Annotated in this window: 14 protein-coding genes; 4 read left to right on the plus strand and 10 right to left on the minus strand. The window is 70.1% G+C overall.

Features of this window, described 5'->3' with window-relative positions:
- The 3 genes from AW16_RS0103015 to AW16_RS0103025 form a co-directional block, all read right to left on the minus strand.
- Nucleotides 1–3,264: a CDP-glycerol glycerophosphotransferase family protein gene (locus tag AW16_RS0103015; protein ID WP_051681615.1), complete on the minus strand. Its 3,264-nt coding sequence runs from the start codon at nt 3,262–3,264 to the stop codon at nt 1–3.
- 294 nt (nt 3,265–3,558) lie between these two features.
- Complete coding sequence (locus AW16_RS17475) at nt 3,559–5,121, minus strand: hypothetical protein (protein ID WP_156044032.1); 1,563 nt, start codon at nt 5,119–5,121, stop codon at nt 3,559–3,561.
- A gap of 574 nt (nt 5,122–5,695) precedes the next feature.
- Nucleotides 5,696–7,771, minus strand: a complete 2,076-nt coding sequence (locus tag AW16_RS0103025) for an acyltransferase family protein (protein ID WP_156044033.1) — start codon at nt 7,769–7,771, stop codon at nt 5,696–5,698.
- 141 nt (nt 7,772–7,912) lie between these two features.
- Here AW16_RS0103025 and AW16_RS0103030 point away from each other — a divergent pair, with 141 nt between their 5' ends.
- Together AW16_RS0103030 and AW16_RS17480 are read left to right on the plus strand one after the other, a co-directional pair.
- The gene (locus AW16_RS0103030; RefSeq protein ID WP_156044034.1) at nt 7,913–8,224 is read left to right on the plus strand and encodes a hypothetical protein; all 312 of its coding nucleotides are present in this window, start codon (nt 7,913–7,915) and stop codon (nt 8,222–8,224) included.
- 416 nt (nt 8,225–8,640) lie between these two features.
- Nucleotides 8,641–10,788 (plus strand): heparinase II/III family protein, encoded by a 2,148-nt coding sequence (locus AW16_RS17480; protein ID WP_156044035.1) that lies wholly within the window; start codon nt 8,641–8,643, stop codon nt 10,786–10,788.
- 9 nt (nt 10,789–10,797) lie between these two features.
- Here the strand turns inward: AW16_RS17480 and AW16_RS0103040 are convergent, their stop codons facing one another.
- The 5 genes from AW16_RS0103040 to galE form a co-directional block, all read right to left on the minus strand.
- Nucleotides 10,798–15,330, minus strand: a complete 4,533-nt coding sequence (locus AW16_RS0103040) for a DUF6270 domain-containing protein (RefSeq protein WP_156044036.1) — start codon at nt 15,328–15,330, stop codon at nt 10,798–10,800.
- A complete protein-coding gene (wecC, locus tag AW16_RS0103045) occupies nt 15,321–16,559 on the minus strand; it encodes a UDP-N-acetyl-D-mannosamine dehydrogenase (RefSeq protein ID WP_034648095.1) in 1,239 nt (412 codons plus the stop codon). Before wecC ends, AW16_RS0103040 begins: the two co-directional genes overlap by 10 nt.
- Nucleotides 16,560–16,642: 83 nt before the next feature.
- A complete protein-coding gene (wecB, locus tag AW16_RS0103050; RefSeq protein WP_029288107.1) occupies nt 16,643–17,773 on the minus strand; it encodes a non-hydrolyzing UDP-N-acetylglucosamine 2-epimerase in 1,131 nt (376 codons plus the stop codon).
- 24 nt (nt 17,774–17,797) lie between these two features.
- Nucleotides 17,798–18,829 carry a glycosyltransferase family 2 protein gene (locus AW16_RS0103055; RefSeq protein WP_029288109.1) on the minus strand — a complete coding sequence of 344 codons (1,032 nt, stop codon included), beginning with the start codon at nt 18,827–18,829 and terminating at the stop codon, nt 17,798–17,800.
- 64 nt (nt 18,830–18,893) lie between these two features.
- Nucleotides 18,894–19,895, minus strand: a complete 1,002-nt coding sequence (gene galE, locus AW16_RS0103060; protein ID WP_029288110.1) for a UDP-glucose 4-epimerase GalE — start codon at nt 19,893–19,895, stop codon at nt 18,894–18,896.
- 262 nt (nt 19,896–20,157) lie between these two features.
- Between galE and AW16_RS0103065 the strand changes: the two genes are divergently transcribed.
- Nucleotides 20,158–21,336, plus strand: coding sequence for an LCP family protein (locus AW16_RS0103065; protein ID WP_231495933.1), 1,179 nt, complete (start codon nt 20,158–20,160; stop codon nt 21,334–21,336).
- A gap of 2 nt (nt 21,337–21,338) precedes the next feature.
- On the plus strand, nt 21,339–22,661 hold the full coding sequence (locus AW16_RS16795; RefSeq protein WP_081861440.1) for an LCP family protein: 1,323 nt from the start codon (nt 21,339–21,341) through the stop codon (nt 22,659–22,661).
- Nucleotides 22,662–22,688: 27 nt separating this feature from the next.
- Here the strand turns inward: AW16_RS16795 and purE are convergent, their stop codons facing one another.
- Both purE and AW16_RS0103080 read right to left on the minus strand, forming a co-directional pair.
- Complete coding sequence (gene purE / locus AW16_RS0103075; protein WP_029288115.1) at nt 22,689–23,225, minus strand: 5-(carboxyamino)imidazole ribonucleotide mutase; 537 nt, start codon at nt 23,223–23,225, stop codon at nt 22,689–22,691.
- Entirely contained in the window at nt 23,222–24,388 is a 1,167-nt protein-coding gene (locus AW16_RS0103080; protein ID WP_029288117.1) for a 5-(carboxyamino)imidazole ribonucleotide synthase, read from the minus strand. The genes purE and AW16_RS0103080 overlap by 4 nt, the downstream gene beginning before the upstream one ends.
- Nucleotides 24,389–24,452 lie beyond the last annotated feature (64 nt).

Here is a 24,452-nt window from a genome sequence, read left to right on the forward strand (position 1 = left end):
TCAGGCGCCGTCCGCGGCCGCGAGCGTCCGCTCGGCCCGGTCAGGGACCATGAGCGACGTCGCGGGCCCCACCCGGTCGCCGAAGAACTCGTCGAGCACCCGGTCGCTCGCGTTGCCGTCGTCGCGCGGGCCGTACGTGGCCCGGAACTCCTCGAGGTGGTCGGCGTGGTCCGGCCACACCTCGTCGAGCCGGGACAGCACGTCCGCCAGCTCGGCGTTGGTCCGCACGATCGGACCGGGCACCTGGGTGTCGTAGTCCAGGTAGAAACCGCGCAGCTCGTCGCGGTACTTCTCGAGGTCGTACGCGAAGAACACCATGGGCCTGCGCAGCGCAGCGAAGTCGAAGAACAGCGACGAGTAGTCGGTCACCAGCACGTCGGAAGCCATCATCAGCTCCTGCACGTCCGGGTAGTGCGACGCGTCGAGCACGAACGAGGAGTCCTTGTACTCGACCGGCAGCGGGTTGCGGACCAGCTGGTGGAACCGGACGACGAGCACGTAGCGGTCGGCGAGCGCCGCCTCGAGGCGCGGTAGGTCGAGCGACAGCTCCTGGCGCCAGTGCACGCCCTGTCGCTCGTCGTCGCGGAACGTGGGCGCGTACAGGATGACCTTGCGGTCGTCGTCGGCCAGCCCGAGCCGCGCACGGACCCCCGCCGCACGCTCGTCGGTCCCGGGCCACGAGAACACGTCGTTGCGCGGGTAGCCGAGCTCGAGGATCGTGCCGTCGAACCGGAATGCGCTGCGGAACGCCGCGGTCGCGTACGCGCTCGCCGACAGCAGCGCGGTCCAGTAGCTCGTCAGTCGCGCCGCACGCTTCTGGTAGTTGCCCTGCCGGCCCGCCATGTTCTCGACGTCGTGCTGCATGCGCTTCAGCGGCGTCCCGTGCCACGCCTGAAGGAACTCGGTGCCGGTGCCGGGGCGCAGGTCCGCCGGGAAGTTCTGGTTGTTGACCCAGTAGCGCGCGCGGGACGCGACCCACCAGTACGTGGGCGAGTGCCGGCGGATCTTGCGCGCGCGCGGGTCGGTGAGCCGGAGCGTCGTGTTGCTCGCCCACACCATCTGCAAGCCGTGCTCGCGCGCCGCGAGCCGCTCGTACAGGTAGCGCGGAGAGTCGCCGTAGTGCTCGCCGCGGTCGCACTCGAACAGCACGACGTCCTGGCGCGGCAGCCGCTTGGCGACGAAGTTGAGCGCCCGCATCGATCGGAAGTACATCGGCTTCTTGCGGAACCAGCGCCACCCGAGCTGCACGGTCGCGTTGTTGCGCACCCGCTCGAGGGCCACCTTCGCATCCCACGCGTGCGCGACGACCTGCTCGATCCGCTCGCAGTTGTCCTGGTCCCGGTACGTGAGGAAGCCGTCGGCTCGCTCGACGAACTGCGGCTCCATCACCAGGTCGCGCGCGATCGTCGCCTCCACCTCGCCGACGAGCTGCTTGGGCGTCGCCGCGATCGGGCCGGGGAGCGAGACGTCGAAGTCGATGTGCGGCGCGCGCTGACGCACGAGCGCCGAGCGGTCGAACTGGAAGAACAGCACCGGCTTGTGCAGGTAGCTGAAGTCCCAGCACACGCTCGAGAAGTCGGTGATCAGCACGGCACACGACTTGAGCAGCCGCTGCACGTCGACGTCGTCCTGCCGGATCAGCTGCACGCGCTCGGACTCGAAGTGGTCCGCGTACTTGCGCATGTTCGGGTGCAGCAGCATCTTCACCTGCATGCCCGAGCGCTCGAGAGCGGCGTGCAGGTCCGGCGACTGCAGGAAGCCGCGCCAGTTCGCGTAGTAGTCGCTCGCGAGGAACACCTCCTCGCGCATGAGCGCGTCGCGCCACGTCGGCATGACCAGGATGGTCCGCTCGTGCTCGACGTCGTCCTCGAAGAGCCGGTCGAAGCGAGCGAACCCCGCCACGCTCACCTGGTGCGGACGGTAGCCGTAGTCCTCGACGACGATCCGCTTCTCGAGTTCGCTCACCGCGATCCAGCGCTCGGTCGGCCGCTCGGCCGTGCCCTGCCGCCCGTAGTTGAGGGTGACGTTCTTGTTGGCGGTGGGCCCGTGCTGGAGGAACACGCGCACGCCACGCGCCCACCGCGCGACGCGGTGGTCACGCGACGCGAGCAGGTACTCCGCGTGGTGCGAGCCGACGAGCCGCGAGGCCGCCATCGTGTAGCGGATGTGCCGGCGCGAGCGCAGCAGCACGACGTTGCCGAGCTCCTCGACCTTCGCGCGGTCGGGCGACGCCGGGTCGATCACGTAGTACGCGCGACGACGCGGGCTGTGCGTCCGGACGTGGCGGAACAGCTGGTAGCCGTTGTCCTGCGCCTTGTACGGCACCTCCCCGATCAACCAGATCCGCGTGAACGGCCGCGTCAGGACGAACACCCACCCGAACGGAGCGAGCCTGCGCAGGTAGCGGTAGTCGGCCGCCGTGTACCGCTCCACGCGGTACGAGACGTTGTGCGCGCGGAAGGTCGAGTACGGCACGAGCATCGTCGACTGGTCGCCGACCGTCACGGCCGACGAGCGCATGTGCCGGCCTTTGCGGCCGCGCGGGGTGCGCACGCGCACCCAGCGTTCGTCGTCGGTCCCGGGGTTGGTGACCACGTGTAGGTCGATCGTCTCCTCCGACTGCGGCAGGCCCGCGAGGCCCGTGAGCGGGAGGTCGCCCGTGACGTCGACGACGAGGCGGCCGTTCTTGACCTCGCTCAGGTCGGGGCGGGCCGCGACCCGCGCGGGCGCGACGACGTGGAGGCCCGTCTGGCGACCGATGCCGACGAGGTTCGCGGCCTCGATCGGCTGGTTGCGGGTCGAGAGCTCGAGGTCCAGCCCGAGCAAGTCTCCGCCCCGGCGGACCCGACGGGTCACTGTCGCCGGTGCAGCCTCCAGACGTTCGCCGTAACGCACGCAGAGGTTTCCGCGCTGCGTGTTCTCGATCGTCACGGGCACCCCGTCGACGGTCGCGGCGAGACGACGATCGGGGCGGCGAGTGCGAGCGAAGTGCCCGACCTTGACTCGACGGCTCGCGCCGTCCAGCGATTCGAGCAGCAGCGTCAGGTCGACGTCGTCGTCGTCGATCGCCAGCTCACGGCGCAGGGCGGCCAGCTCCAGGTCGAACTCGAACGTCGGAGCCTCTGCTTCCGTCGGCGCCACGACGCCGACGCCCGCGCGCCGCGCCCAGAGCTCTAGGCCCGTCACGTGCCAGTAGCGCGCAGCGTATGTCCCCGTGAGTGTGAGGCGCGTCCCGTCGAGCGAGTAGGAGAGGTCCGCACGCACAGGCTTTCGGACGACGGCGACCACACGCCGGCGCACGCGCGACGGCAACACCCTGAGAAGCGCGCGTCCGGGAACGGTGAGCGCCCGTCGAACCATTGCCATCACGTCAGCCACGCCCCTGCCCTTGTCCATCCCGCACCGCCGCAGAATAGGACACGCCGGAGCACACCCACGCATCGCTGGTGGACGGTCCCTGGCGAACCTGGCGATGCCCCAGGCAACAGCTGCGACCCTTGACGATCGGGACGACGTCGGCGCGGGCCGTACGTGTGTGCGAGCGACGGCGCCGTGCCGCTACGGCGTCATCTCGTCGGAGACTTGGCGCCCCGAGACGTCGGCGAGAAGTCGACGCAGCAGAGCGGCGCCCGCAGGACCGTCTCCCAGCCGGGTTCGCAACAAGTCCGGCATCTGGTCCATCGCGCTGCCCTCCTCGACGAGGGCCCAGACCGGGGTCCCGGAGCCGAGGTAGTCGCTCACCTTGGACGGCAGGTAGGGGTTCGTTCCGATGACCTCCCGCATCCGGGAGTCCGTCACGACCAGGAGGTCCAAGCGCCGGGCTAGGGCAAGGAACTCGAGGTACGGAAGGTAGGACGAGACGCGGACCTGCTCGCGTAGTCCGGCGTCGTCCACCGCCTCTCGGGTTTGCTCGGGCTCCCCCGTGAAGACGTGAACGACGATCCGGCGGCGTTCCGGCGCCTCAAGCCAGTCCAGCGCGGCGACGAGGTCGTCGAGCCCGCGGGCTGCGAAGAAGGTGCCGAAGTAGCCGACGTTGAGCACGTCGTCGGACAGCAGGTAGGTCGATGGCGCGAGCGTGTACAGGTCGGCGTCAGGCGTCGGGTGCGCCGTGATGCGCGAGCGGACGCGGACCCGTGCCGCCAGGCCGGGATCGATCCGCTGGAGCATCACGGCGCGCTGGTTCACGTTGGTGAACACGACATGGTCCGCCAGCTCGAGGACAAGCATCTCCACAAGCTCGAAGAGCGTGCGCATCGCCGACGCCGGCACGCCCCGCTCGGCCAGCGCACCGCGAAGCTCCCGGCTGAGGTCGGTATCGGGCACCCGTCCGGCCCGTCGCCTGCCCCTGGAGTCGAATGTCAGCGGGTCGGAGAACTCTGCGGTCCACGGAAGGCCCGGACGACGGACCTTGAGCAGAGCCGCGAGCGCGTGCGACGCGGGTGGCATCGACCGGCTGTAGATGCTGCGGTAGGGGCCCTGCGCCAGTTCCGACCGCGCGACGAGGTGGGCTCCTCGCATGGTGAACTCCTCGAGGGGCGCCCAAGCGCTCATGGGCAATGCGGGGCCGGGAACCCTCAGCACCTGGCCCACGAGGCCTGCGGTCACGCCCGGCGTCGACAGGTCACGACGCTCACTCGTGGGCGGTTCTGCCGCGACCACGTCGACAGCACGCGCCGCGACTCGAACGCGCCGCGCGGCGACGAGCCCGGACGTCTCCGCACTCGGAGGGAAGAGATAGGACACGACCAGGTCCCGTCCGAGAGCACGGTTCATCGCATCGAACGGAAAATCGGCGACGTTCTTGCCGCGCAACCCGGCGACGATCTCTGGACGCTGGTCCGGATCAGCGGCGAGCAGGTCGCGCAGACGCGTTGCTTGCAGATGGACGGCCGGATGGTCGCGGAGTCCTGCGTCGAGCAGCACGTTGGACAGCCGTGTGCGGATCGCGGCCTCCTCACGTCGCGACTCCACGGCCGGGATGCCGGTGTGCCCCAGCCGGACGACGAAACGACTGTCGAGCGGAGCGACGGCCACGTCGTGCAGCTCGCTGAGCGCATCGACCCAGCCGACCTCGTCCGCGACGGACCGTCCGCGATGCCCAGTTTCCTCGGGAGCGCGCACCCTCGAGTCGACGTCTGCGAGCGTTCCACGGCGCACGGACCAACCCACCGGTCCAGGTACGGTCCCGAGCAGCAACCGGAGAGGGACCACGTTTCCGGCATGCTTCGCCAGCTCGGCACTCGCGCAGTCTCGGCTCGCGATCGTCCCTCGCCCAGCGTCCACAGCCGGCACCACCACAGTCCCGCACGAGTCGAGCTGGGAGCGCAGAGCCGCAACTAGCTCCGTCGTGACGATCCCCCGCCCGATGAACAGCACGTGGGCGCCGGAGCTGGCTTGATAGCCGAGTCGCCAGGGTGAGCCTCTGTAGCTCTCGGGTGCTCGCACGGCGACGACACGACCTGCTCTCAGGACCGCGTCCGCGTCCGAGAGCTCCGTCTCGGACGCGACTGCGACCACCTCGACGCCGTCCGCGCAGGTCGGCGTGCCGAGCGAGCCGATGACCCGCGCGAGCTCCTCCGGGTTCCGCCACCCCCAGACAACCACCGAGAGCCACGCGTCGGACGTGCACGAGGGCGTCACCGACTGCTGTGCGCGCTCGTCTGACACAGGACGAACCATATCCGGGGCCGCCGCGTCACTCGCTCGATGCGAACGAGGAGAGCAGCCGCTGCTCGAGCACAGGCTCGAGCGAGTCGATGTAGGTCTTCGTCAGATGCGAGCCCTGCCGGTACACGAGCACGTCGCCGATCACCGGGGGGCAGACACCAGACGGGCAGATCTGGTCGTTCAGATCGAGGATCTCGACGCCCGGGACACGGGACGCCGCTTCGCGCTGGACGTCCGCGACCAGCTCCGGCGCGGTGAAGGTACAGGCGGAGAGGTTGTCGAGGTGCTCGGCGACGCACTCGTAGATCTCCTGAGACGGCCCCGGGTTGCCCAGGAGCGCGACCACGGGGATGCCCGCCGCCTCGAGTGCTGCCCATCGGGACGCCAGGCCGTCGATCATCGCTTGCGGGGTGTCGGCGGACCTGGCGTCCAGCGGGTCCTTCAGCGCCCGGAACCCTCCTTGGCTCGTCACGACCGCGCGGGGTCGCATCTCGAGCACCGTGCGCAGGGCGTCCTTGTTCCAGTCCGCGCAGTCGCTGTATCTCTCCTCGAGACGGATCACCGCACCGTCAGCGAAGGCGCACGAAGACTTCAGGACGGTCACGAGCTTCCACCCGTTGCGCCGCGCGATCGGGTCCAGGGCGGACTGCCACTGGGCGGCCTTGCTGTCACCGACCAGCGCGATGACGGACGAGCTGGCCGGGTCACCGTAGGTGCAGGTCACCGCCGTCCGGGCGGCGTCCTGGCAACCGTCGGCGTAGATCACCGGCACGTCGTCGGGGGCTGCCGCCGGAGCCGGGGTGATCGACGCGACCTCGTCGACGAGCGCCCAGTCGACGGAGCGGTCGGCGCGCAGCGCGGCAGCGCCCAGGGCGTCCGCGTCCGGCTGGTTCGTGCGCTCGCGGTCGATCACATCGGGGATGATCAGGGCGAGCCCGGCGCATACGCCAACGATCGTCGCGACAGCACCGAGTCGAAGCACAGCGCCGGGGTGGCCGGAATACCGCCGACCGTGCCTGATGGGATTCTCGACGAAGCGGTGGCACAGCCACGCGGGCACGAACGCCGCAGCCACCACGAGCATCCCGCGCCTCGCGCCGAGCTCACCCCACGCCCCCTGCGCGGCGACCAGCAGTGGCCAGTGCCACAGGTAGAGCGAATAGCTCAGCCCGCCGAGCCACACGAGAGGCGGGACCGCCAGCACCCGGCTCGGTCCCGTCCCCTCCGTGGCGATCCCGCCTGCGAGGACTGAGGCGGCGCCGAGCACCGGAAGCGCCGCCAGGCTGCCCGGCCAACTCGCGGAGGCGTCGATGAGGAGCCCCGAGGCGACGATGCCCCCGAGACCGGCAACGACCAGGGCTCCTCCCCCGACAACCGGAAGCCGACGGAGGCGTGGAGCAGCCAGGGCGACCCCCGCGCCCGCCGCCAGCTCCCAGAGCCTCGTCGACGTTAGAAAGAAGCTCTGCTCGGGCGAGGAGGCAGTCTGGAGGACCGATGCGCCGAACGACAGCACGGCGATCAGCCCGAGCCCGATCCACAGTGCGTGCGAGAGTTTTACCCCGCGCCGCCGGGCCAGGTGGACGACGCCCACGATCACGACCGGCCAGACCACGTAGAACTGCTCCTCGACCGCCAGCGACCAGAAGTGCTGGACGGGGGACGTGACGACCCCCTCCGCCAGGTAGTCGACCGATCGGGCCGCGAGGCGCCAGTTCACGACGTACAGCGCGGAAGCGACGACGTCACCGCCGAACACCTGGCGTTGGGTGACCGGCAACCACAGCCAGGTCAGGAGCCCGGTCGCCACGAGGACGACCGCAGTCGCCGGGAGCAGTCGCTTGGCACGACGGGCGTAGAACGACACGAGGGACAACCGACCCGACCGTTCGATCTCCCGCACCAGCAGACCAGTGATGAGGAACCCCGAGATCACGAAGAACACGTCGACACCGACGAAGCCGCCCGGAACGAAGCGCAGCCCGGCGTGGTACGCGAGCACCAGTCCGATGGCTACCGCGCGAAGTCCCTCGACGTCCGGCCGGAAGTGCCCGGCCCGCGGGCGACGCCGTGCCAGCGATGTCTCCCCCAGCGTCGCCGCGGTCATCGCGCGCTCCTCGCTCTCGTCCCACACACCATGCCCGGCGGCTCGGCCGGTAGCCTACCCACCATGCCTGCGCTCCCCGCCGCTGTCCGAGCCCACGGCAGAGCTCTGGTCCGGCGCTATCTCGTTCCTGCTTCTGGGGCCGTGGTCGTAGCAGTCGGGGTCGTGGTGGAGCTCGTGCGCGGCGACCTGGTGCTCGCACTGGTCAGCGCGACGTCGACAGCGGCGCTCGCACTCGCGGGGTGGTCCTGGATCCGGGATCGCTCGTCCATGCGTGCCACCGCCGCCGTGCGCCGCCGTAGCGCGCGGCTCGCGCAAGCGACCCAGGACCTCGGTGCGAAGGTTGACCAGGTCGCGTCCGACCTCGACGGCCTCGGAGTCCGGCTGGAGACGATCGAGTCGGACCTGGTCGACCTCCACCACCGCACAGACGCCGCTCCGAAGCTGCTCCCATGACCGGCCTCGGTACCCGCGAGGCTGGGCGGGTGCGAAGGGTGCAGTCCGCCGCGATCGTGCCCGTGATCCTCGTGATGGCTGCCCTGTGTGCAGCTGCGGTGGTCGCGCAGACGCACGACGCGCTCCTCGCCGCCCTGGTTGTCGTGAACGGCATCACGGCGTGCTTCGCTCATGGGGCGTGGAGAGCGAGGACCGCGTCACGAGCGCGTCGCCGCGGCGCAGCGGCCGAGATCGACCGTCACCGTCGCGCGGGCGTCACGCGCTCGCTTCGCGCAGGCGCCCGCGCCAACGACGCGCGAGCCTCGCACCTGTCGGACTCGGTCGACGACATCGAGGTCCAGGTCGCTGCTCTGCGGCGCGGTGCGGAGCTGGCACACGTCCTCGACTCGGCGCCCGCGCTCACCGGCGCGCCAGGGGTGCTCGGACTCGAGACGTCGCAGGCGTGGCTCGCACATCATTTCCCGGAGCGACAGATCCTTGACGCGGTCGTGCGCCGAGGCGTCGACCGGCTCGACCACAACGACTCCATTGTCGGTCCCGCCAGCATGACGGCAGACGCGACGGAGCAGGCGCCTGGACCGGAGGAGCCGACGTGGCGCAGCTTGGTCCGCTCGATCGATCTCGGGCGCGTCGTGCCGAACGCGACCGGCTACGCCGTCGTGTACCGCGTGCGGGGCTGGCGAAGCATCCGGTACGTCGCGGTGGGTGTGGAGGGGGCCGACGGCACATTCCGGCACGTCAAGGTCCGCCATCCTCGCCAGGGACACTGGGACTCGGTGGCCGTGGACGTGACGGATCTCGTGCACGGGCTTGAGAACGGCTGGGACACCCTTCACACCGGGGCGGTCCAGAGCGTCCAGATCCGTGTGAGCGGATCAGATGACGACGGACTAGGAACGGCGGACGTGGCGTGGGCAGCCACGTGGCGCGCGGACCCCGAGCTGCGCCTCTCGGCCACTGCCGAGCACCGCTCCGTCACGCGAGCCGTGGTGTCGGCGCTCGCGGACTATGTCGCGCAGACCCAGCTCGCGAGCCGCGCCGAGGCGTTCCTGCGCGATCGCCGACTGTCTCTGGCCGGGCCGGAGACTCACGTCTGGCACGCCGGAAGTGCGAAACCGGTCGGCCCGGGCGACGACCCGACATCCAGGTTCCTGTGGCACGGGCTCGTCCCCGCCTCCGGCCTGCTTGCGCACGGTCTAGCGACAGGCTCGGCCGATGCCCGCGCCGCCGGGCACGAACTCGTGCGCGCCTGGCTCGCCGAGAGCTACCAGACCGTCGACGACGATCCACGCTACGCCTGGTACGACCACGCTGCGGCCGAGCGCATGGTGGCATTCGTCCTGGCCCGAGACGACGCCGCCGAGCACGGCGGAGCGGCCTATGCCGCGACGCTCGACGACGCCGTGCGACGGCACGCGCTGCTGCTCGAGTCCGAAGCGTTCTACGTGCGAAACCAGAACTACCGATACCACAACCACGCGATGTTCCAGGACCTCGCGCTCCTCGCTGCGGGCCTGGTGACCGATCTCGCCGGGGCCGATCGACTGGTTCGACGCGCGCTCTCGCGGCTGGCGGACCAGGTCGACCATCTCATCGTCCACGAGGGTGACCATGCGGTCCTGGTGGAGAACTCCATCGGCTACCACCATGCGATGGAGAGGCTCCTCGCCTGTGCGAGCACCCTCAGCAGACTCGCCGGGGAGGACCGTCGGGCGTCGGGCACCGTCGCGGCGATGCGACGGTTCTCTCGGGCCTTCCAGTATGCCGACGGGCGCCACCCAGCGGTGGGGGACACGTGGAGGGATCCCGCTGACGCGACCGCCGAGCGGCCACGAGACGACGACCTGGGGGTCGTCACACTGCCCCGCGCCGGCTATGTCGCCGCACACAGCGCTGACGGGACCTCGATGTTCGTGGTCGCCACCTCGTTGTCGGCGACGCACAAGCACTGCGACAACCTCTCGATGACCTTGTTCTCACAAGGGGTCGAGTGGTTCGTGGACCCCAGCTTCTTCTCGCACGCATACGACGAGCCCGTGCCGTCATATCTTCGCGGCCCGTTCGCCCACACGGCAGTCGTGGTCCCCGGAGCCGACTACAGCATCGAGCCTGGAACAGCACGCATCGAAGCGTCCGGCGACGAGTACGACATGGTCATCCGCGGCAGCCACACCGCCTTCGCGGGATATCGCGTCGACCGCCAGATCACCGGCGGTCTCCAACCGCTCGACCTGACCGTGCGCGACCACGTGCACTCGCTGGACGCCAACGATCCCGCTCAGCCGGTCGCTGTGCTCCACCTGGCGGAGGGCGTCTCCGCGCGGCTGGCGCAGGCCGACGGACGCTCCGCGGTCCTGACTCACCCCGACGCGGTGAACGGCCTCCTCCTCACCTGGGACCACGCCACCGCAAGGGTCGTGAGCGGCTGGCACGCGAACCGTCCGGAGACCTCCAGCGTCGCCGGGTCGACGTTCGGCGTCATGGCCGACACGACCAGCATCCTGCTGGCGATGCCCTCGGACGGGGCGGGCACGTGGCGCGTGCGCACCGCGCCAGCGCCGTAGATCCTCGGGTCAGCGCCCGATGGCCACCTCGCGTGCAAGATGTTCGACGAACTGCCGGTAGTACGCCTCCGTGTAGTGGAACGGCGCCACGCCCCATCGGTGCTCGGCAGCTGCCACGAAGCTGTACGCGGGATAGGTGTAGAACTGCGACTCGCCGAGGTCCTCGGCGATGCGGGCGTACATGCGCTCGAGGAACTCATTGGCCGCGACTGTCACGCGCGTCGGGTAGACGGTGGGGAGCTCGTCACCCAGCTCGGTCTCCGTCGACCAGTAGACCTTGTTGATCCGCAGCCGGTCCAGCCGGCCACAGCCGCTCAGCCGAGATACGAGCGTCGTCCAGCCCTTCTCCCACAACACGAAGTACTCGTCCGTCCTGGCGCCGACGCGACGCGCGGACGCCGACAGCGACGTCGTCGCCCGCAGGAACTCGCTGGACCTCGTCGCAAGACCGCCGCCCGGCACCATCAAGAGGTCGAACCGTTCGTCGATGAGGTCGTAGACCAGGACGTCGAAATCCCCCGTCCCGAGGTAGTCGCGCAACGAGCCCTCGAGATCCTGCTCGACCATCCGTCGCTGGAATGCGGACTCGATCGACGAGGTGTCGACCCCCGTCACCACCTGTTCGCTCAAGGCACTGGCAAGGGCGCTGCGAGCGAAGTACGCCGTCGGGTCGCCCGTGGTGTCGGCGTACATCGCGAACGCGTCTCGCGTGACGCAGCTGCCCAGGATTGCCGCGCGCACCGTCACGGCGGACGGCGACGCGACCGTTCCGCTGGCGGCGATCAGCTCGAGCTCACGCGGGATCACGATGTCGGCGGCGGTCTGAGACCGAGCACGCTGGGCAGCGGCCGCAGACTTCCGCAGGAAGTCGTCGGGGTGGAGGTACAGGTGGGTGATCGCAGCCGCCAGACCTTCGTGGTCGTCGAAGGGAGCGAGGAAGCCGACACTGGCATCGACGAACTCAGGGATCGCCGCCACGTCGCTGCTGACGGGCACGAGTCCGGAAGCCATCGCCTCGTCTTTCGACACACCCTGGGCGTCCATGCGGGTGGGCACGAGAAACACGCCGTACTGGCGGTGCAGCGCTGCGATCTGGCGCTGGTCGAGGAACCCTCGCTCGATGACGACGTTCGAGAACGGGCGCAACGGCTCGAGCGTCCGGTCGAACAACGGGCCGTCGCCGACGAACCGGAACTCGAGCTCGCTGAACCACGGCATCCGAGCGAGCTCGAGGACCGCAGCCACGGACAAGTCGTTGGCGTACTTCGCCGAGGCGTAGGGCCGGATCGACAGGATGCGCGTGCGCTGCGACGCGTCCTTGTCGACATACGTGAAGATCGACGTGTCGATCGGGTTGTGAATGATGGACACCTGACCGGGCGGAAATTGTTTGTCCACGTCCTGCGCCACCTCGTCCGCGAAGTACCGCGAGACGAAGACGAAATGGGTCTGCGGGTGCAACTCCTCGAGCACCCGTCGCCAGAATGCGAGACGGGCGTCAGACGCGGGCTTGGCGGCCTCCAGCTGTTCCTGCGTCTCGTAGTTGTACGCACGTCTCCACCACGGCTGGACCTCGGCGCCATGCACCCAGACGATCACGCGCACGCGGTCCTGGAAAACACGCAGGACTTCCCACATCTCCGGGCTGAGAAAGTGCACGAGCACTGTCCGGTAGGAACCGCTCGACAAGAGCCGACGTAGTGCACGCGCCGCACCCGTGGCGACCTGAACGCCCTCGAACTCCTCGTACGTGAGGGGTGCGTCACGTCGGAACCGGAAGACGTCCGCGACGACCCCGGCCTCACGGTAGGACCGCACGCGCGAGTGGACGAATCCGTTGCGATAGAGCGCACCGTAGGCGGGGTAGTTGTCGCTCAGAACCAGGATGTCCGACGTCCCTGACAGGAGAGGCGAGGTCAGCGCCGCGTCGTCGAGCCACACCCGGTGCACCGTGCTCCGCCCCGGACCGAGGATCCTCAAGCCGAACGCCAGCTCGACCGCGTTCTCGGGTATGTGCTGGACCAGGGCATGCTCGCCCGAGACGCTCTGGCTGCGCACTACGGCACCCGCCGCGTCGTAGAAGCGCACGGCAAGCCGCACGTCGGCGTCACCCACGATGATCGGTGCCAGGTGGACGGACCGGGAAGGCCAGATCTCGTCGGGTGCGTACCTCTCCGTCGACCACAGGTAGCGGCTCTTGTCCTCGTCGAGCGTCGACGTGACGACCAGTCCTGAGCTCGTTCGCCGTGCCTGCAGCTCGTCACCTTCGACAGCCGTCCGGACCGGAAGAGCCTCCTGCCTGAGCAGTCGTGCACCGGCACGGACAGTGTGCGCACCGACGTGGGTGCCGACCCGACGGTAGAGCTCATGGGTCTCGATGCCGCAGTCGATCGGAAGCCAGCCCTGGGCGCTCTCGCGGGCCTGTGTGTCCGCCACCGAGCCCATCTCGATGTAGTCGAACCGCCCCACGGCGAGCTGCGAGAGGCCGTCGAGCACCCACTGGCCAGAGCTCGCCCAGTCCGCCGCGTCGAGAGCCTCGGCGCCGCGGCGAGAGACCGCAGCTCGGCGCGGGGCGAGCCCGCTCGCCGGCACGTACTCATCGCCCGCCGCATGCTCCTCGAGCCCTGAACCGTTCCAGATCAGGCGCGCCTTCTTGCCGACGACCTCCGCATCCGTATAGCTCCGCGCGTGAGCGAGATCGACGAGATAGTGGTCGCCGTACCAGTCGTCGGAGTGGATCAGCGCGATCGACTCTGCGCCGTCCATCACCTCTGCGAGCCGGACACCCTCGAGCGATGACGGCGACGCGACCGCCGCGCCACGCGTCGTGAGCCAGGCCGCTGCGTCGACATCGTCCGTGAGGTACAGGGCACGGACTTCGACCGAGCGCTGACGCGCGACGGTGTCCCATCCAGACTTCGCTGCGCTCACGTCGCCCACCGGCACGACGACCGCAATGACCGGAACGCGCGGTACGTACTCGGTGCCGGCCGCAGTCGCGACGACGTACGCGAGCCGGTCCGCGTAGGTGTGCTCGCCGTGCACCTTGCGCAGCCCCATGAGGCGGAGCTTGTCGGCACGGTCGCGGTCGGCAACCAGGTCCGCGAGGTGGGCTCGCGTGCCCGCCGCGGAGTCGCTCATCGGGATGAGATCCCCGAAGACCTGCTGCAGGCCCCGCGCATAGTTGGAGATCGTGATCGTCCCGCACGACAACAACTCGTACGCGCGCCGTGCAAACATCGTCTGCGACGACTTCACCGAGTTGAGGTTCAGGGCGAAGCGGTACCCCTTGTACGCGACGTCGATCTCGCTCGGGTCGAGGGTACCGACGATGAGGTGCTGGTACCTGTCGGGAAACGAGTACTCGTCGTAGGTCGTTCCAAGCATCCGGTCATAGATCTCCACCGGCATGACATCGACTGCGCCGTCGATGATTGCAGCGAGGTTCTCCATGCGCTCGCGATAGCGCGTGTAGTAGCCCCCTGCGAAAACGAGCGCGTCGCGACGAGGTCGCGTCTCGATCGGATTCTGCAGGCGGGGCTGGCATGCGAAGCCGAGATAGCGCACGCGGTCGTGCCCGAGCATCACACGGTAGTGGTCGATGCGATCGGCATCGGTCGTGAAGACGTGGTCGAACTGAGCGGCGGTTCGCAGGAACGACTCGAAGTGGACGGGATCTTCCTTGTTCCAGAAGATCGTCGGCACGCCGTGCGCTGAGCACCACTCGATAATGTCCACGAGTTCCTGCGGGGTGCTGGGGATCGTGTTGTGCCACGAGCCCCCCTCCCCGCGCCACGCCGACTCGACGAAGAGCAGGTGCGGCGCAAATCCCTCGATCTCATCCCTCCACGGGCCGGGATGCAGATCCAGGAGGGAGCAGTCGAGCGACAGCGACTGGCGCGTGAAGTCGTCGACGATGGCCGCGACCCTCAGCCTGTCCCCCGAGGCGAGAGACTCGCGCAGGACCGCTCCACTGGCATTCGCCGTCACGCTGCGCTGCTCGAGCACGTCGGGTGCGGTTGCTCGAAGCGTCTCGATGACCGCCGTCGGCTGCGCCTTGGTGAGGGCGATCGTGGCCTTCTCGGCGGCCGCCCGTGCGCTTCGGGGGCGGGGCTTCGGGCGACGCGCCTCACGAACCAGGTCCAGGGGCAGGCGCACGAGCGCTCGCGGAGACCTCAGCGATTCCGTGACGACCTTTGCCATCCGCACGGATCGCTTCGAACGCTCTTTGGCGAGACGAGAGTTGGCCGTACGCGTGGCCCGCTTCTGCTCGTCCAGCGCGCGCGAGAGCTTCCTCGCCCGCCGCTTGGCCTCTCGCACCTCAGCACGGAGCTGCACGATCCGCTGGGTGCCCTCGTCCCGCGAACGCCGATACACGAACGCCTCGCCACGTACGCGCTCGTATGCAGCGCGCATGTTGGCCAGGTCCCGCGTCAACCGCGCAATCTGTTCGTGCTGCTCCGTCACTTGTTCGTCGAGGTGAGCAGCCGATCGGTGCGGGCCGCCCTGCGCCTCTGGGCCAACGCGGTCGGTCAACGCCACGCGCCCTTGGTGTCGATCACCACTACACCGGGATCCAGTAGGGGAGCCGACCGGAATACCACGTGGTCCACGAGAAGGACGACGACGTCCGCCTGTTCCATCGCTGCGTCGTAGTCAGTGAGCTCGACGTTGCGCCGGTTTCCCAGCTCGATCGGCAGCGCATCGACGTGAGGTTCGACGGCGAGCACGCGGCCAGACGGAACGGCGTCGGCGACCAGGCCGACGATCTGTCGCGCAGGCGACTCCCGCATGTCGTCGATGTCGGCCTTGAAGGCCAGACCGAGGGTCGCGATGACGGGGTTGGCGATCGTCGCCACCGCTTCGACCACCTGCTCGACCACCCAGCGCGGCTTGGCGTCGTTGACCTCGCGGGCCGTCCGGATCAGGCGCGCGTCCTGCGGGTCAGCGGCGACGATGAACCAGGGGTCGACAGCGATGCAGTGACCGCCGACGCCTGGGCCTGGCTGGAGGATGTTGACCCGAGGGTGATGGTTGGCGAGATCGATGAGCTCCCACACGTCGATCCCAAGGCGGTCGGCTATGAGCGACAACTCGTTGGCGAACGCAATATTGACGTCCCGGAACGAGTTTTCCACCAGCTTGGCCATCTCCGCGGTCACGGCGTCGGTCAGAAGGATCTGCCCCTGGCAGAACACCTCATAGACCTCTTTCGCGCGCTCCGCAGCAGCCGGCGTGAGACCGCCGACGATGCGATCGTTCGTGACGAGCTCGACCATCACGCGGCCTGGCAGCACACGCTCGGGGCAGTGCGCTATGAGGAACGTCGCCTCGCCTGACGTATCGCGGAGGTCTGGCCGGGCCTCGATGAGCCAGTCGTAGAGCTGCCGGGTCGCTCCCGGGGGCGAGGTCGACTCGAGGATCACCAGTGCGCCGGAGGCCAGGTGCGGGGCGATCGACCCCGCAGCAGCCCGGATGTAGGACAAGTCCGGCGAACGGTCGTCGAGGAAAGGCGTCGGGACGGCGACGATGTACACGTCGGCGGCCTTGACCTCGGTGCTCGCCCCCAGGAGCCCGTCGGCGACAGCCTTCGCGACGTACCCCGCAAGGTCGGGCTCCACGAACGGCACCGTGCCCGCATTGACCGCATCAACCGTGCGCTGCGAAACGTCGACGCCGTGCACGGTGACGCCGTTTGCCGCCAGGATCGCCGCCGTCGGCAATCCGATGTAGCCGAGGCCGACCACGACCGCCGTGAGGTTGGTTCCCACCGTTAAATTCCCCTCGTCCATGCCCCCGCCGCGCCTGAGGCGGGCGTCATCCTACCGACCAGTTGACGTGCCCTGAGCAACGATCAACCAGCGAAGTCCGCCAGCCGTTCTCCCACCCCGAGCATGGCCGCGATCGCTGCGACGCTCCGCTCCGCCGCGCGACCGTCACCGTACGGGTTCACCGCGTTGGCCATCGCTGCGTAGTGCGACGCGTCGTGCAAGAGCTTGCCGACCTCGTTCACGACTCGCTCTTCGTCGGTGCCGATCAGCGTGGCGGTACCTGCGGTGATCGCCTCGGGTCGTTCGGTGTCCTCACGCAGCACCAGAACGGGCTTGCCGAGCGAAGGAGCCTCCTCCTGAACCCCGCCGGAGTCGGTGACCACCAGCGTGCTTCGGGCCGTCAGCTGCGCGAAGTCCGTGTACCCGAGCGGCTCCGTCAGCAGCACGTTCGGCAATTCCGAGAGCGCCGGGACGAAGATCTCTCGAACGAGCGGGTTGGCGTGCAGCGGCAGGACGAACACGACCTCGGGCTCAGTCGTCGCCAGGCGCGCGAGCGCTCGTGCTGTGGAGCGCATCGGCTCGCCCCAAGACTCACGCCGATGCGACGTGACGAGCACGACCCGCCGCCCGTCGAGGTCGGCCGCGGCGAGGATCGGGTCAACGACGGGGCGCTCGACCTTCGCAGTGCTGAGAAGGGCGTCGATCACGGAGTTCCCCGTCACGACGACCGTCGTCGGGTCGACACCCTCACGCAGCAGGTTGTCACGGCTGCCCGCGGTGGGAGCGAGGTGCAGCGAGGTGATGTGAGACAGCAGGCGCCGGTTGCCCTCCTCGGGGAACGGTGACCAGATCGTCGCCGTGCGCAGCCCGGCCTCGACGTGGACCACCGGGATCTTGAGGTAGAACGCCGCGAGGCCAGCAGCGAAGGCGGACGTCGTGTCACCCTGCACCACCACGACGTCGGGGCGCTCGTCGCGTAGCACGGGTGTCAGTCGCTCGAGCGTGCGGCTCGTCACGGCCTCGAGCCCCTGGCCGTGGGCAAAGATGTCGAGGTCGTGCGCAGGTGTGATCCCGAACACCTCGTTCACCTGGTCGAGCATCGCGCGGTGCTGACCGGTGACCACGACCGTGCAGTCGAGCCGCGGGTCCGACTCGAGTGCGGCGACGATCGGTGCCATCTTGATGGCTTCTGGGCGTGTGCCGTAGACCGGCATCACCTTGGGAGACACAGTGCGACCTCACGATCGAGTTGTAGTAGGGCGCGGCGCGGCGCCCCCGCGAACAAATCCGGCGCCCCACGAGAGGTGCATGGTGCCGATGACGGCAGGAAGGCGACACAGCGCGGACGAGCTCAGTCGCCGTCCGACGACGATCGACACGGTCGCCACGCCGACCGCGTAGGCGAGAGGTACGACGAGGCCGACCGTGAGCCAGGTAGGCCCGACGACCACACCGACGACCGCGAGCACGGCCGACAGCACGATCGCGACTACCACCACCGGCGGCGCCAGGTACCGCACTGACGCCGTCTCCGGGTACCGCCGCATCACCTCGCGCCGCCACTGCCCGGTCTTGTAGAACTGCTTCGCCAGCGCCCGGAACGAGTCCCGCGGCCGGTACTCCACGCGCATCCGGGGCGTGAACCACACCACCGCACCGGCGTTGCGCAGCCGCAGGTTCAGCTCCCAGTCCTGCGCGCGCGTCCAGTGCTCGTCGTACCCGCCGGCGCGCTCGAAGGTCGCGCGGCGGAACGAGCCGAGGTACACGGTGTCCGCCGGCCCCTCGGCACCGCCGGTGTGGAACCGGCCGCCGCCCAGCCCGATCGGGTGGGACATCGCGAACGCGACGGCCTCCTGCACTGGCCCGTCGCCGACAGGCACCATCATCCCGCCGACGTTGTCCGCGCCGGTGCGCTCGAGCACGTCGACCGCGACACGGACGTAGTCGCTCGGGAGCTTGGCGTGCCCGTCGGTGCGGATCAGGTACGTGGCTGTGGGCTGCGCCGCGACGCCCGCGCGGACGGCGATGTTCAGTCCCTGGGGGGTGAGGCCGCTGGGGTTCTCGACCACGTGGACGCGAGGGTCGGCTGCGGCGAGCGAGGAAGCGATGTCGGCCGTCGCGTCGTGCGACGGGCCGACGGCGAGCGCGAGCACGAGCGGTCCCTCGTAGTCCTGCTGCAGCACGGCCTCGACCGCGCCCTGCAGGTCACGCTCCTCGTTGCGGACCGTCGCGAAGACGACGACGGCGGGGCGACGGGGACCGGGGGGCACGATGCCAAAGGATAGGACACCCCCGGTCGCCCGGGGGAATCGTCCCGTCCCGCACCGGCGAGCGTCACCCAGCCGCGCGGATCGGCTCCACCCCCGCGTCCCGCTGCACGCGCCACGCGGTCCACGCGCTCGACACGATGTCCTCCAGCCCTCGCGAGGGCGCCCACCCGAGCTCCTCGCGGATCCGGGACGCGGTCGCGACGAGCGACGCCGGGTCGCCCGGGCGGCGCGGCGAGACCTGGGGCGTGGCGTCCAGCCCGGAGGCCGCGCCGATCGCGGCGAGCATCTGCGCCACCGAGACGCCCGTGCCGGTGCCGACGTCGAACGTGTCGTGCGCGCGGTCGTCGCCGTCGAGGTAGTCGAGCGCGGCGACGTGGGCGTCGGCGAGGTCGGCCACGTGGATGTAGTCGCGCACGCACGTGCCGTCGGGCGTGGGGTAGTCGTCGCCGAACAGCACGGGCCGCTCGCCGCGCTCGAGGCGGTCCAGCACGAGCGTCATGAGGTTGAGCACCGCGACGTCGCCCAGCTCGGGGCGGCCGGCGCCGGCCACGTTGAAGTAGCGCAGCGAGACCTGCCGCAGGCCCCAGGCGCGTGCCGCGGCGCGGGCCATCCACTCGCCCGCGAGCTTCGTCTGCCCGTACGGGTTGATCGGCCGGGGCGTCGTGCCCTCGTCGACCACTCCGCCGTCCGGCTCGCCGTACACGGCCGCGGACGACGAGAACACGAGGCGGTCCACGCCCGTCGCACGCGCCGCCTCGAGCACGGTGCCGAGCCCGCCGACGTTCTCCCGGTAGTACCACTCTGGCTTCGCGACGGACTCCCCGACCTGCTTCTTCGCGGCGAGGTGCACCACACCGGTGGCGTGCGCGTCCCGCATGACGCCGGCGAGCTCGTCGGCCGCGCCGGGCGCAGCCAGGTCGAGCCGGTGCAGCGGGTGGTCGCCGACGCGGTCCGCGGTGGAGGTGGACAGGTCGTCGACGACGAGGACGTCGCGGCCCGCTGCGGCGAGCGAGTCGACGACGTGGGCCCCGATGTACCCGGCTCCGCCGGTCACGATGATGGTCACGGTCGTCCACCCTAGCCACGAGCGCGGCGAGGCAGCCGACGCGGGTGCAGGCGCAGGCGCACGCGACCAACCCGTCCGGTCCGCCCGAGAACGTGAACTGATCTGCACAGATCCTCCACCGGCTCCGTCCCGTCGGTCCGCGCGAGCCCCGCACGCGAAACCTAGGATCGAGCCCGTGACAGTCCGACACGCTGCCCCTGAGCGCGCCACGACCGCCCGCCACTCCCTCCGCCCGTCGCACACGCACGGGGTACTGAGAGGTGTGGCCATCGGCGTCGTGGCGCTCCTGGCGTTCGGCGTGGGCTCAGGCGCCGCCGTCTACGCACGCGTCAACGGCAACATCGACCACGTCGACATCGACTCGCTGGTGGGCGACGAGGCACGCCCGACGAAGTCGGCGGACCCCAGCGACCCGAACGCGGGCCAGGACGTCAACATCCTGGTCCTCGGCTCCGACCAGCGTGACGGCGAGAACGGCGCGATCGGCGGCAAGGTCGGCGGCATGCGGTCGGACACCGCGATCGTCATGCACATCTCGGCGGACCGCTCGCGCGTCGACATGGTGTCGATCCCCCGCGACTCCCTGGTGGACATCCCCTCCTGCAAGCTCTCCAACGGCAAGCACACGGGCTCGTACCGCGGCATGTTCAACTCGGCGTTCGCGACGGGGTGGGACCAGGGCGGTGACGTCGCCTCGGCGGCCGGGTGCACGTGGAAGACCGTGGAGCACACGACGGGCGTGCGCATCGACCACTCGGTGGTCGTGGACTTCGCGGGCTTCGAGAAGATGGTCAACGCGATCGGGGGCGTGCCGATCTGCATCCCCAACGACATGCACTCCAAGGATGCGAAGCTCACGCTCAAGGCGGGCTACCAGACGCTCAACGGCAAGACGGCTCTCGGGTTCGCCCGCGCCCGCAAGGGCGAGGGCGTCGGCGACGGCTCGGACATCAACCGCATCGGCCACCAGCAGCAGCTCATCGCGGCGATGATCAAGGCCGTCCTGGCCAAGAACGTCCTCACCAACGCGGGCCAGCTGCTCAACCTGCTGGGCGCCGCGAGCGCGTCCGTCACGACGGACAAGGGCCTGTCCCTGACCGACATGGTCGGCCTCGCCTACAACATGCGGGACATCCGGGGTGGAAACATCACGTTCATGACGATCCCGTGGGCTCCGGCCCCGTCCGACCCGAACCGCGTCGTGTGGACGTCCGAGGCCGCTCCCATCTGGCAGCGCATGGCCGAGGACAAGCCGATCGACGGCTCGAAGGCGGAGCCCTCGTCGACCGCGACGACCAAGGCGCCCACCGCGACCGACGAGCCGACCTCCACGTCCACGTCGAAGCCGTCGTCCACGCCGACGCCGCAGCAGACGCGCCAGGCAGGCAAGGAGTCGTTCACGCTCGACGACAAGACGGCCTCCTGCTCGAAGACGAAGTGACGATGAGCCCGGACCAGCCGCGCCGCCAGACTCCCCCGAGCTTCACGCCCGGGGCTCGGGCGTCGCGGCCCCCCGCCGACGGCGCGCAGCCGGTGGTCGTGGGCGGCGACGACGCCGTGGACGCCACGAAGGTCCAGCCCGTCGTCCCGCCGTCCTCCCGGCCCGCGCGTCCTGCTCAGCCGCGGTCCTACTCCCCGCCGGCGGGATCTGGCGGCTCCGCACGTCCCGTCGCCCCGCAGGGAGCGGCACCTCGGTCGACCACACCCCGCACCGCCGGTTCGGCGCCCGGCCACCCGGCCGGCCGGCCGTCGGGACAGCCGCCCCGCACGCCGGGGACCGGCACACCCGCACGCGACCCGCAGGACGCCGCGCCCCCGCGTCGGCGCCGACGCGGGCTCAAGATCGGCCTCGCCGTCGTCGCTCTCGTGCTGGTCGCCGCGCTCGCGTGGCCGATCGGCCTCGTGATGTGGGCCAACAAGAAGGTCCAGCACACCGACGCGCTGTCGGGCGCCGCGAGCACCGACGGGACCACCTACCTGCTCACGGGCTCCGACTCGCGTGCGGACGGCGGCGTCAAGGACGACGGCACGCTCGGCGCGCGCACGGACACGATCCTGCTGCTGCACGTCCCGAAGAGCGGCCCGACCGCGCTCATCTCGATCCCCCGGGACAGCTACGTCGCGATCCCCGGGCACGGAAAGAACAAGATCAACGCCGCGTTCGCCTGGGGCGGCGCGCCGCTGCTCGTCAAGACCGTCGAGAAGCTCACGGGCATGACCGTCGACCACTACGCCGAGATCGGCATGGCGGGCGTCAAGGACGTCGTCGACGCGGTCGGCGGGGTGCGCCTGTGCTACGACCACGACGTCGACGACAAGGACTCGCACATGAAGTGGAAGGCGGGGTGCCACGTCGTCAACGGCAAGAAGGCGCTCGCGTTCTCTCGCATGCGCAAGTCCGACCCCGAGGGCGACATCGGCCGTGCCAAGCGTCAGCGTCAGCTCATCGGCTCGCTCATGGGCAGCCTGGACCCGAGGTCGCTCGCCTTCCACCCGTCGCAGCAGGTCGCGCTCATCGACGCCGGCACGGCCGCGCTCACGGTCGACGAGAGCTCGGGCATCGTCGACATGGGCAGGATGGGGCTCGCGTTCCGGGCCGCCAACGGTGACGGCGGCATCACGGGCACGCCGCCGATCTCGAGCCTGGACTACCGTCCTGGCGGCGTCGGCTCGACGGTGCAGCTCGACCCGGACAAGTCCCCGAAGTTCTGGGAGGACATCGCCCAGGGCAACCTGAAGCCGGGCAAGGTCGGCGGCGTCGAGTAGCCGCGTGGGCTGTGCCGGTCGCGGCGGTCAGGCCTGGAAGCCCAGACCCTGACGGCCCGACGAGAGAGAGCGCAGCCGCTCGCCCTTCTCGTCCGCCTGCTCGCGCAACGCGGTCTGGAAGTCCGTCATCGCCCCGTGCAGCCGCGCCGCGAGCTCGTCGGTGCCTGCCGACAGGATGCGCACCGCGAGCAGGCCGGCGTTGCGCGCGCCACCCACCGACACCGTCGCGACCGGCACGCCCGCGGGCATCTGCACGATCGACAGCAGCGAGTCCATGCCGTCGAGGTACCGCAGCGGCACGGGCACACCGATCACGGGCAGCGTCGTCACGGAGGCGAGCATGCCCGGCAGGTGCGCCGCTCCCCCGGCGCCTGCCACGATCGCGCGCAGCCCACGCCCGGCGGCGTCACGGCCGTACGCGACCATCTTGTCCGGCTGCCGGTGCGCCGAGACGACGTCCACCTCGACGGGCACGTCGAACTCCGCGAGGGCCTGCGCCGCGGCCTCCATCACGGGCCAGTCGGAGTCCGACCCCATGACGATCCCCACCAGTGCACCGCTCATCGCGCGTCCCCGTCCGTCGTCGTACCAGAGTGCTCGCCACGCAGGATCGCCGCCGCGGCGAGCGCCCGGGCCCGCACGTCGTCGAGGTCGTCGCCGCTGACGTTCACGTGCCCGAGCTTGCGCCCCGGCCTGATCTCCTTGCCGTACAGCTGCACCTTCGCCCCCGGGTCGGTCGCCGCGACGAGCGGCACGCCGTCCGTGAGGTCGTCGAGCGCGCTGCCCAGCACGTTCGCCATCACGGTCCACCGCGCGCGGGGTTCGGTGCTGCCGAGCGGGAGGTCGAGCACGGCGCGCAGGTGCTGCTCGAACTGGCTGGTCACGGCGCCGTCGATGGTCCAGTGCCCGGAGTTGTGCGGACGCATCGCGAGCTCGTTGACGAGCACGCCGCCGTCGACCTCGAACAGCTCGACCGCGAGCACGCCCGTGACGTCGAGCCCCTGCGCGACGAGGGTCGCGACCTCGAGCGCCTGCCGCTCGACCTCCGGGTCGAGCTCGGGTGCCGGCGCGATCACCTCCGAGCACACCCCGTCGCGCTGGATCGACTCGACCACGGCCCACGTGCGCATCTCGCCGGACGGGCGGCGCGCGACGAGCACGGCGAGCTCGCGCCGGAACGGCACCTTCTGCTCCGCGAGCAGCGCGGGTCCGCCGTCGTCGGCCGCGGCGAACCAGTCGGTGACCTCGTCGGTCGACCGGACCACGCGTACGCCCTTGCCGTCGTAACCACCGCGCGACGTCTTGACCACGGCCTCGCCGTGCTCCGCGAGGAACGCGTCGAGGTCTGCGGCATCGCGCAACGGGGCCCACGGAGGGCACGGCGCACCGAGCTGGGTGAGCCGGCGCCGCATCACGATCTTGTCCTGCGCGTGCACGAGGGCACCGGTGCCCGGGCGGACCGCGACACCCGCGGCCGCGAGCTCGTCGAGCAGCGCGTACGGCACGTGCTCGTGCTCGAAGGTCAGCGCGTCGGCGCCGACGGCGAGCGCGGCGACCGCGTCCGGGTCCGCGGCGGCGCCCACAGGCGCGTCGACGACGACCTGCGCGGCCGACGACGTCGGGCTCTCGACCAGCACCCGCAGGTGCAGCCCGAGCGCGGTCGCGGCCGGGGCCATCATGCGAGCGAGCTGTCCACCGCCGACGACGGCCACCACGGGTGCTGTCACGTCGTCGGAGCCTAGTCGAGCCGGTGGAGGGGCCCAGACACCGTCCAGGAACCGGCGCTATCCT

The organism is Cellulomonas sp. HZM, assembly GCF_000708885.1.
Lineage (GTDB): Bacteria > Actinomycetota > Actinomycetes > Actinomycetales > Cellulomonadaceae > Cellulomonas.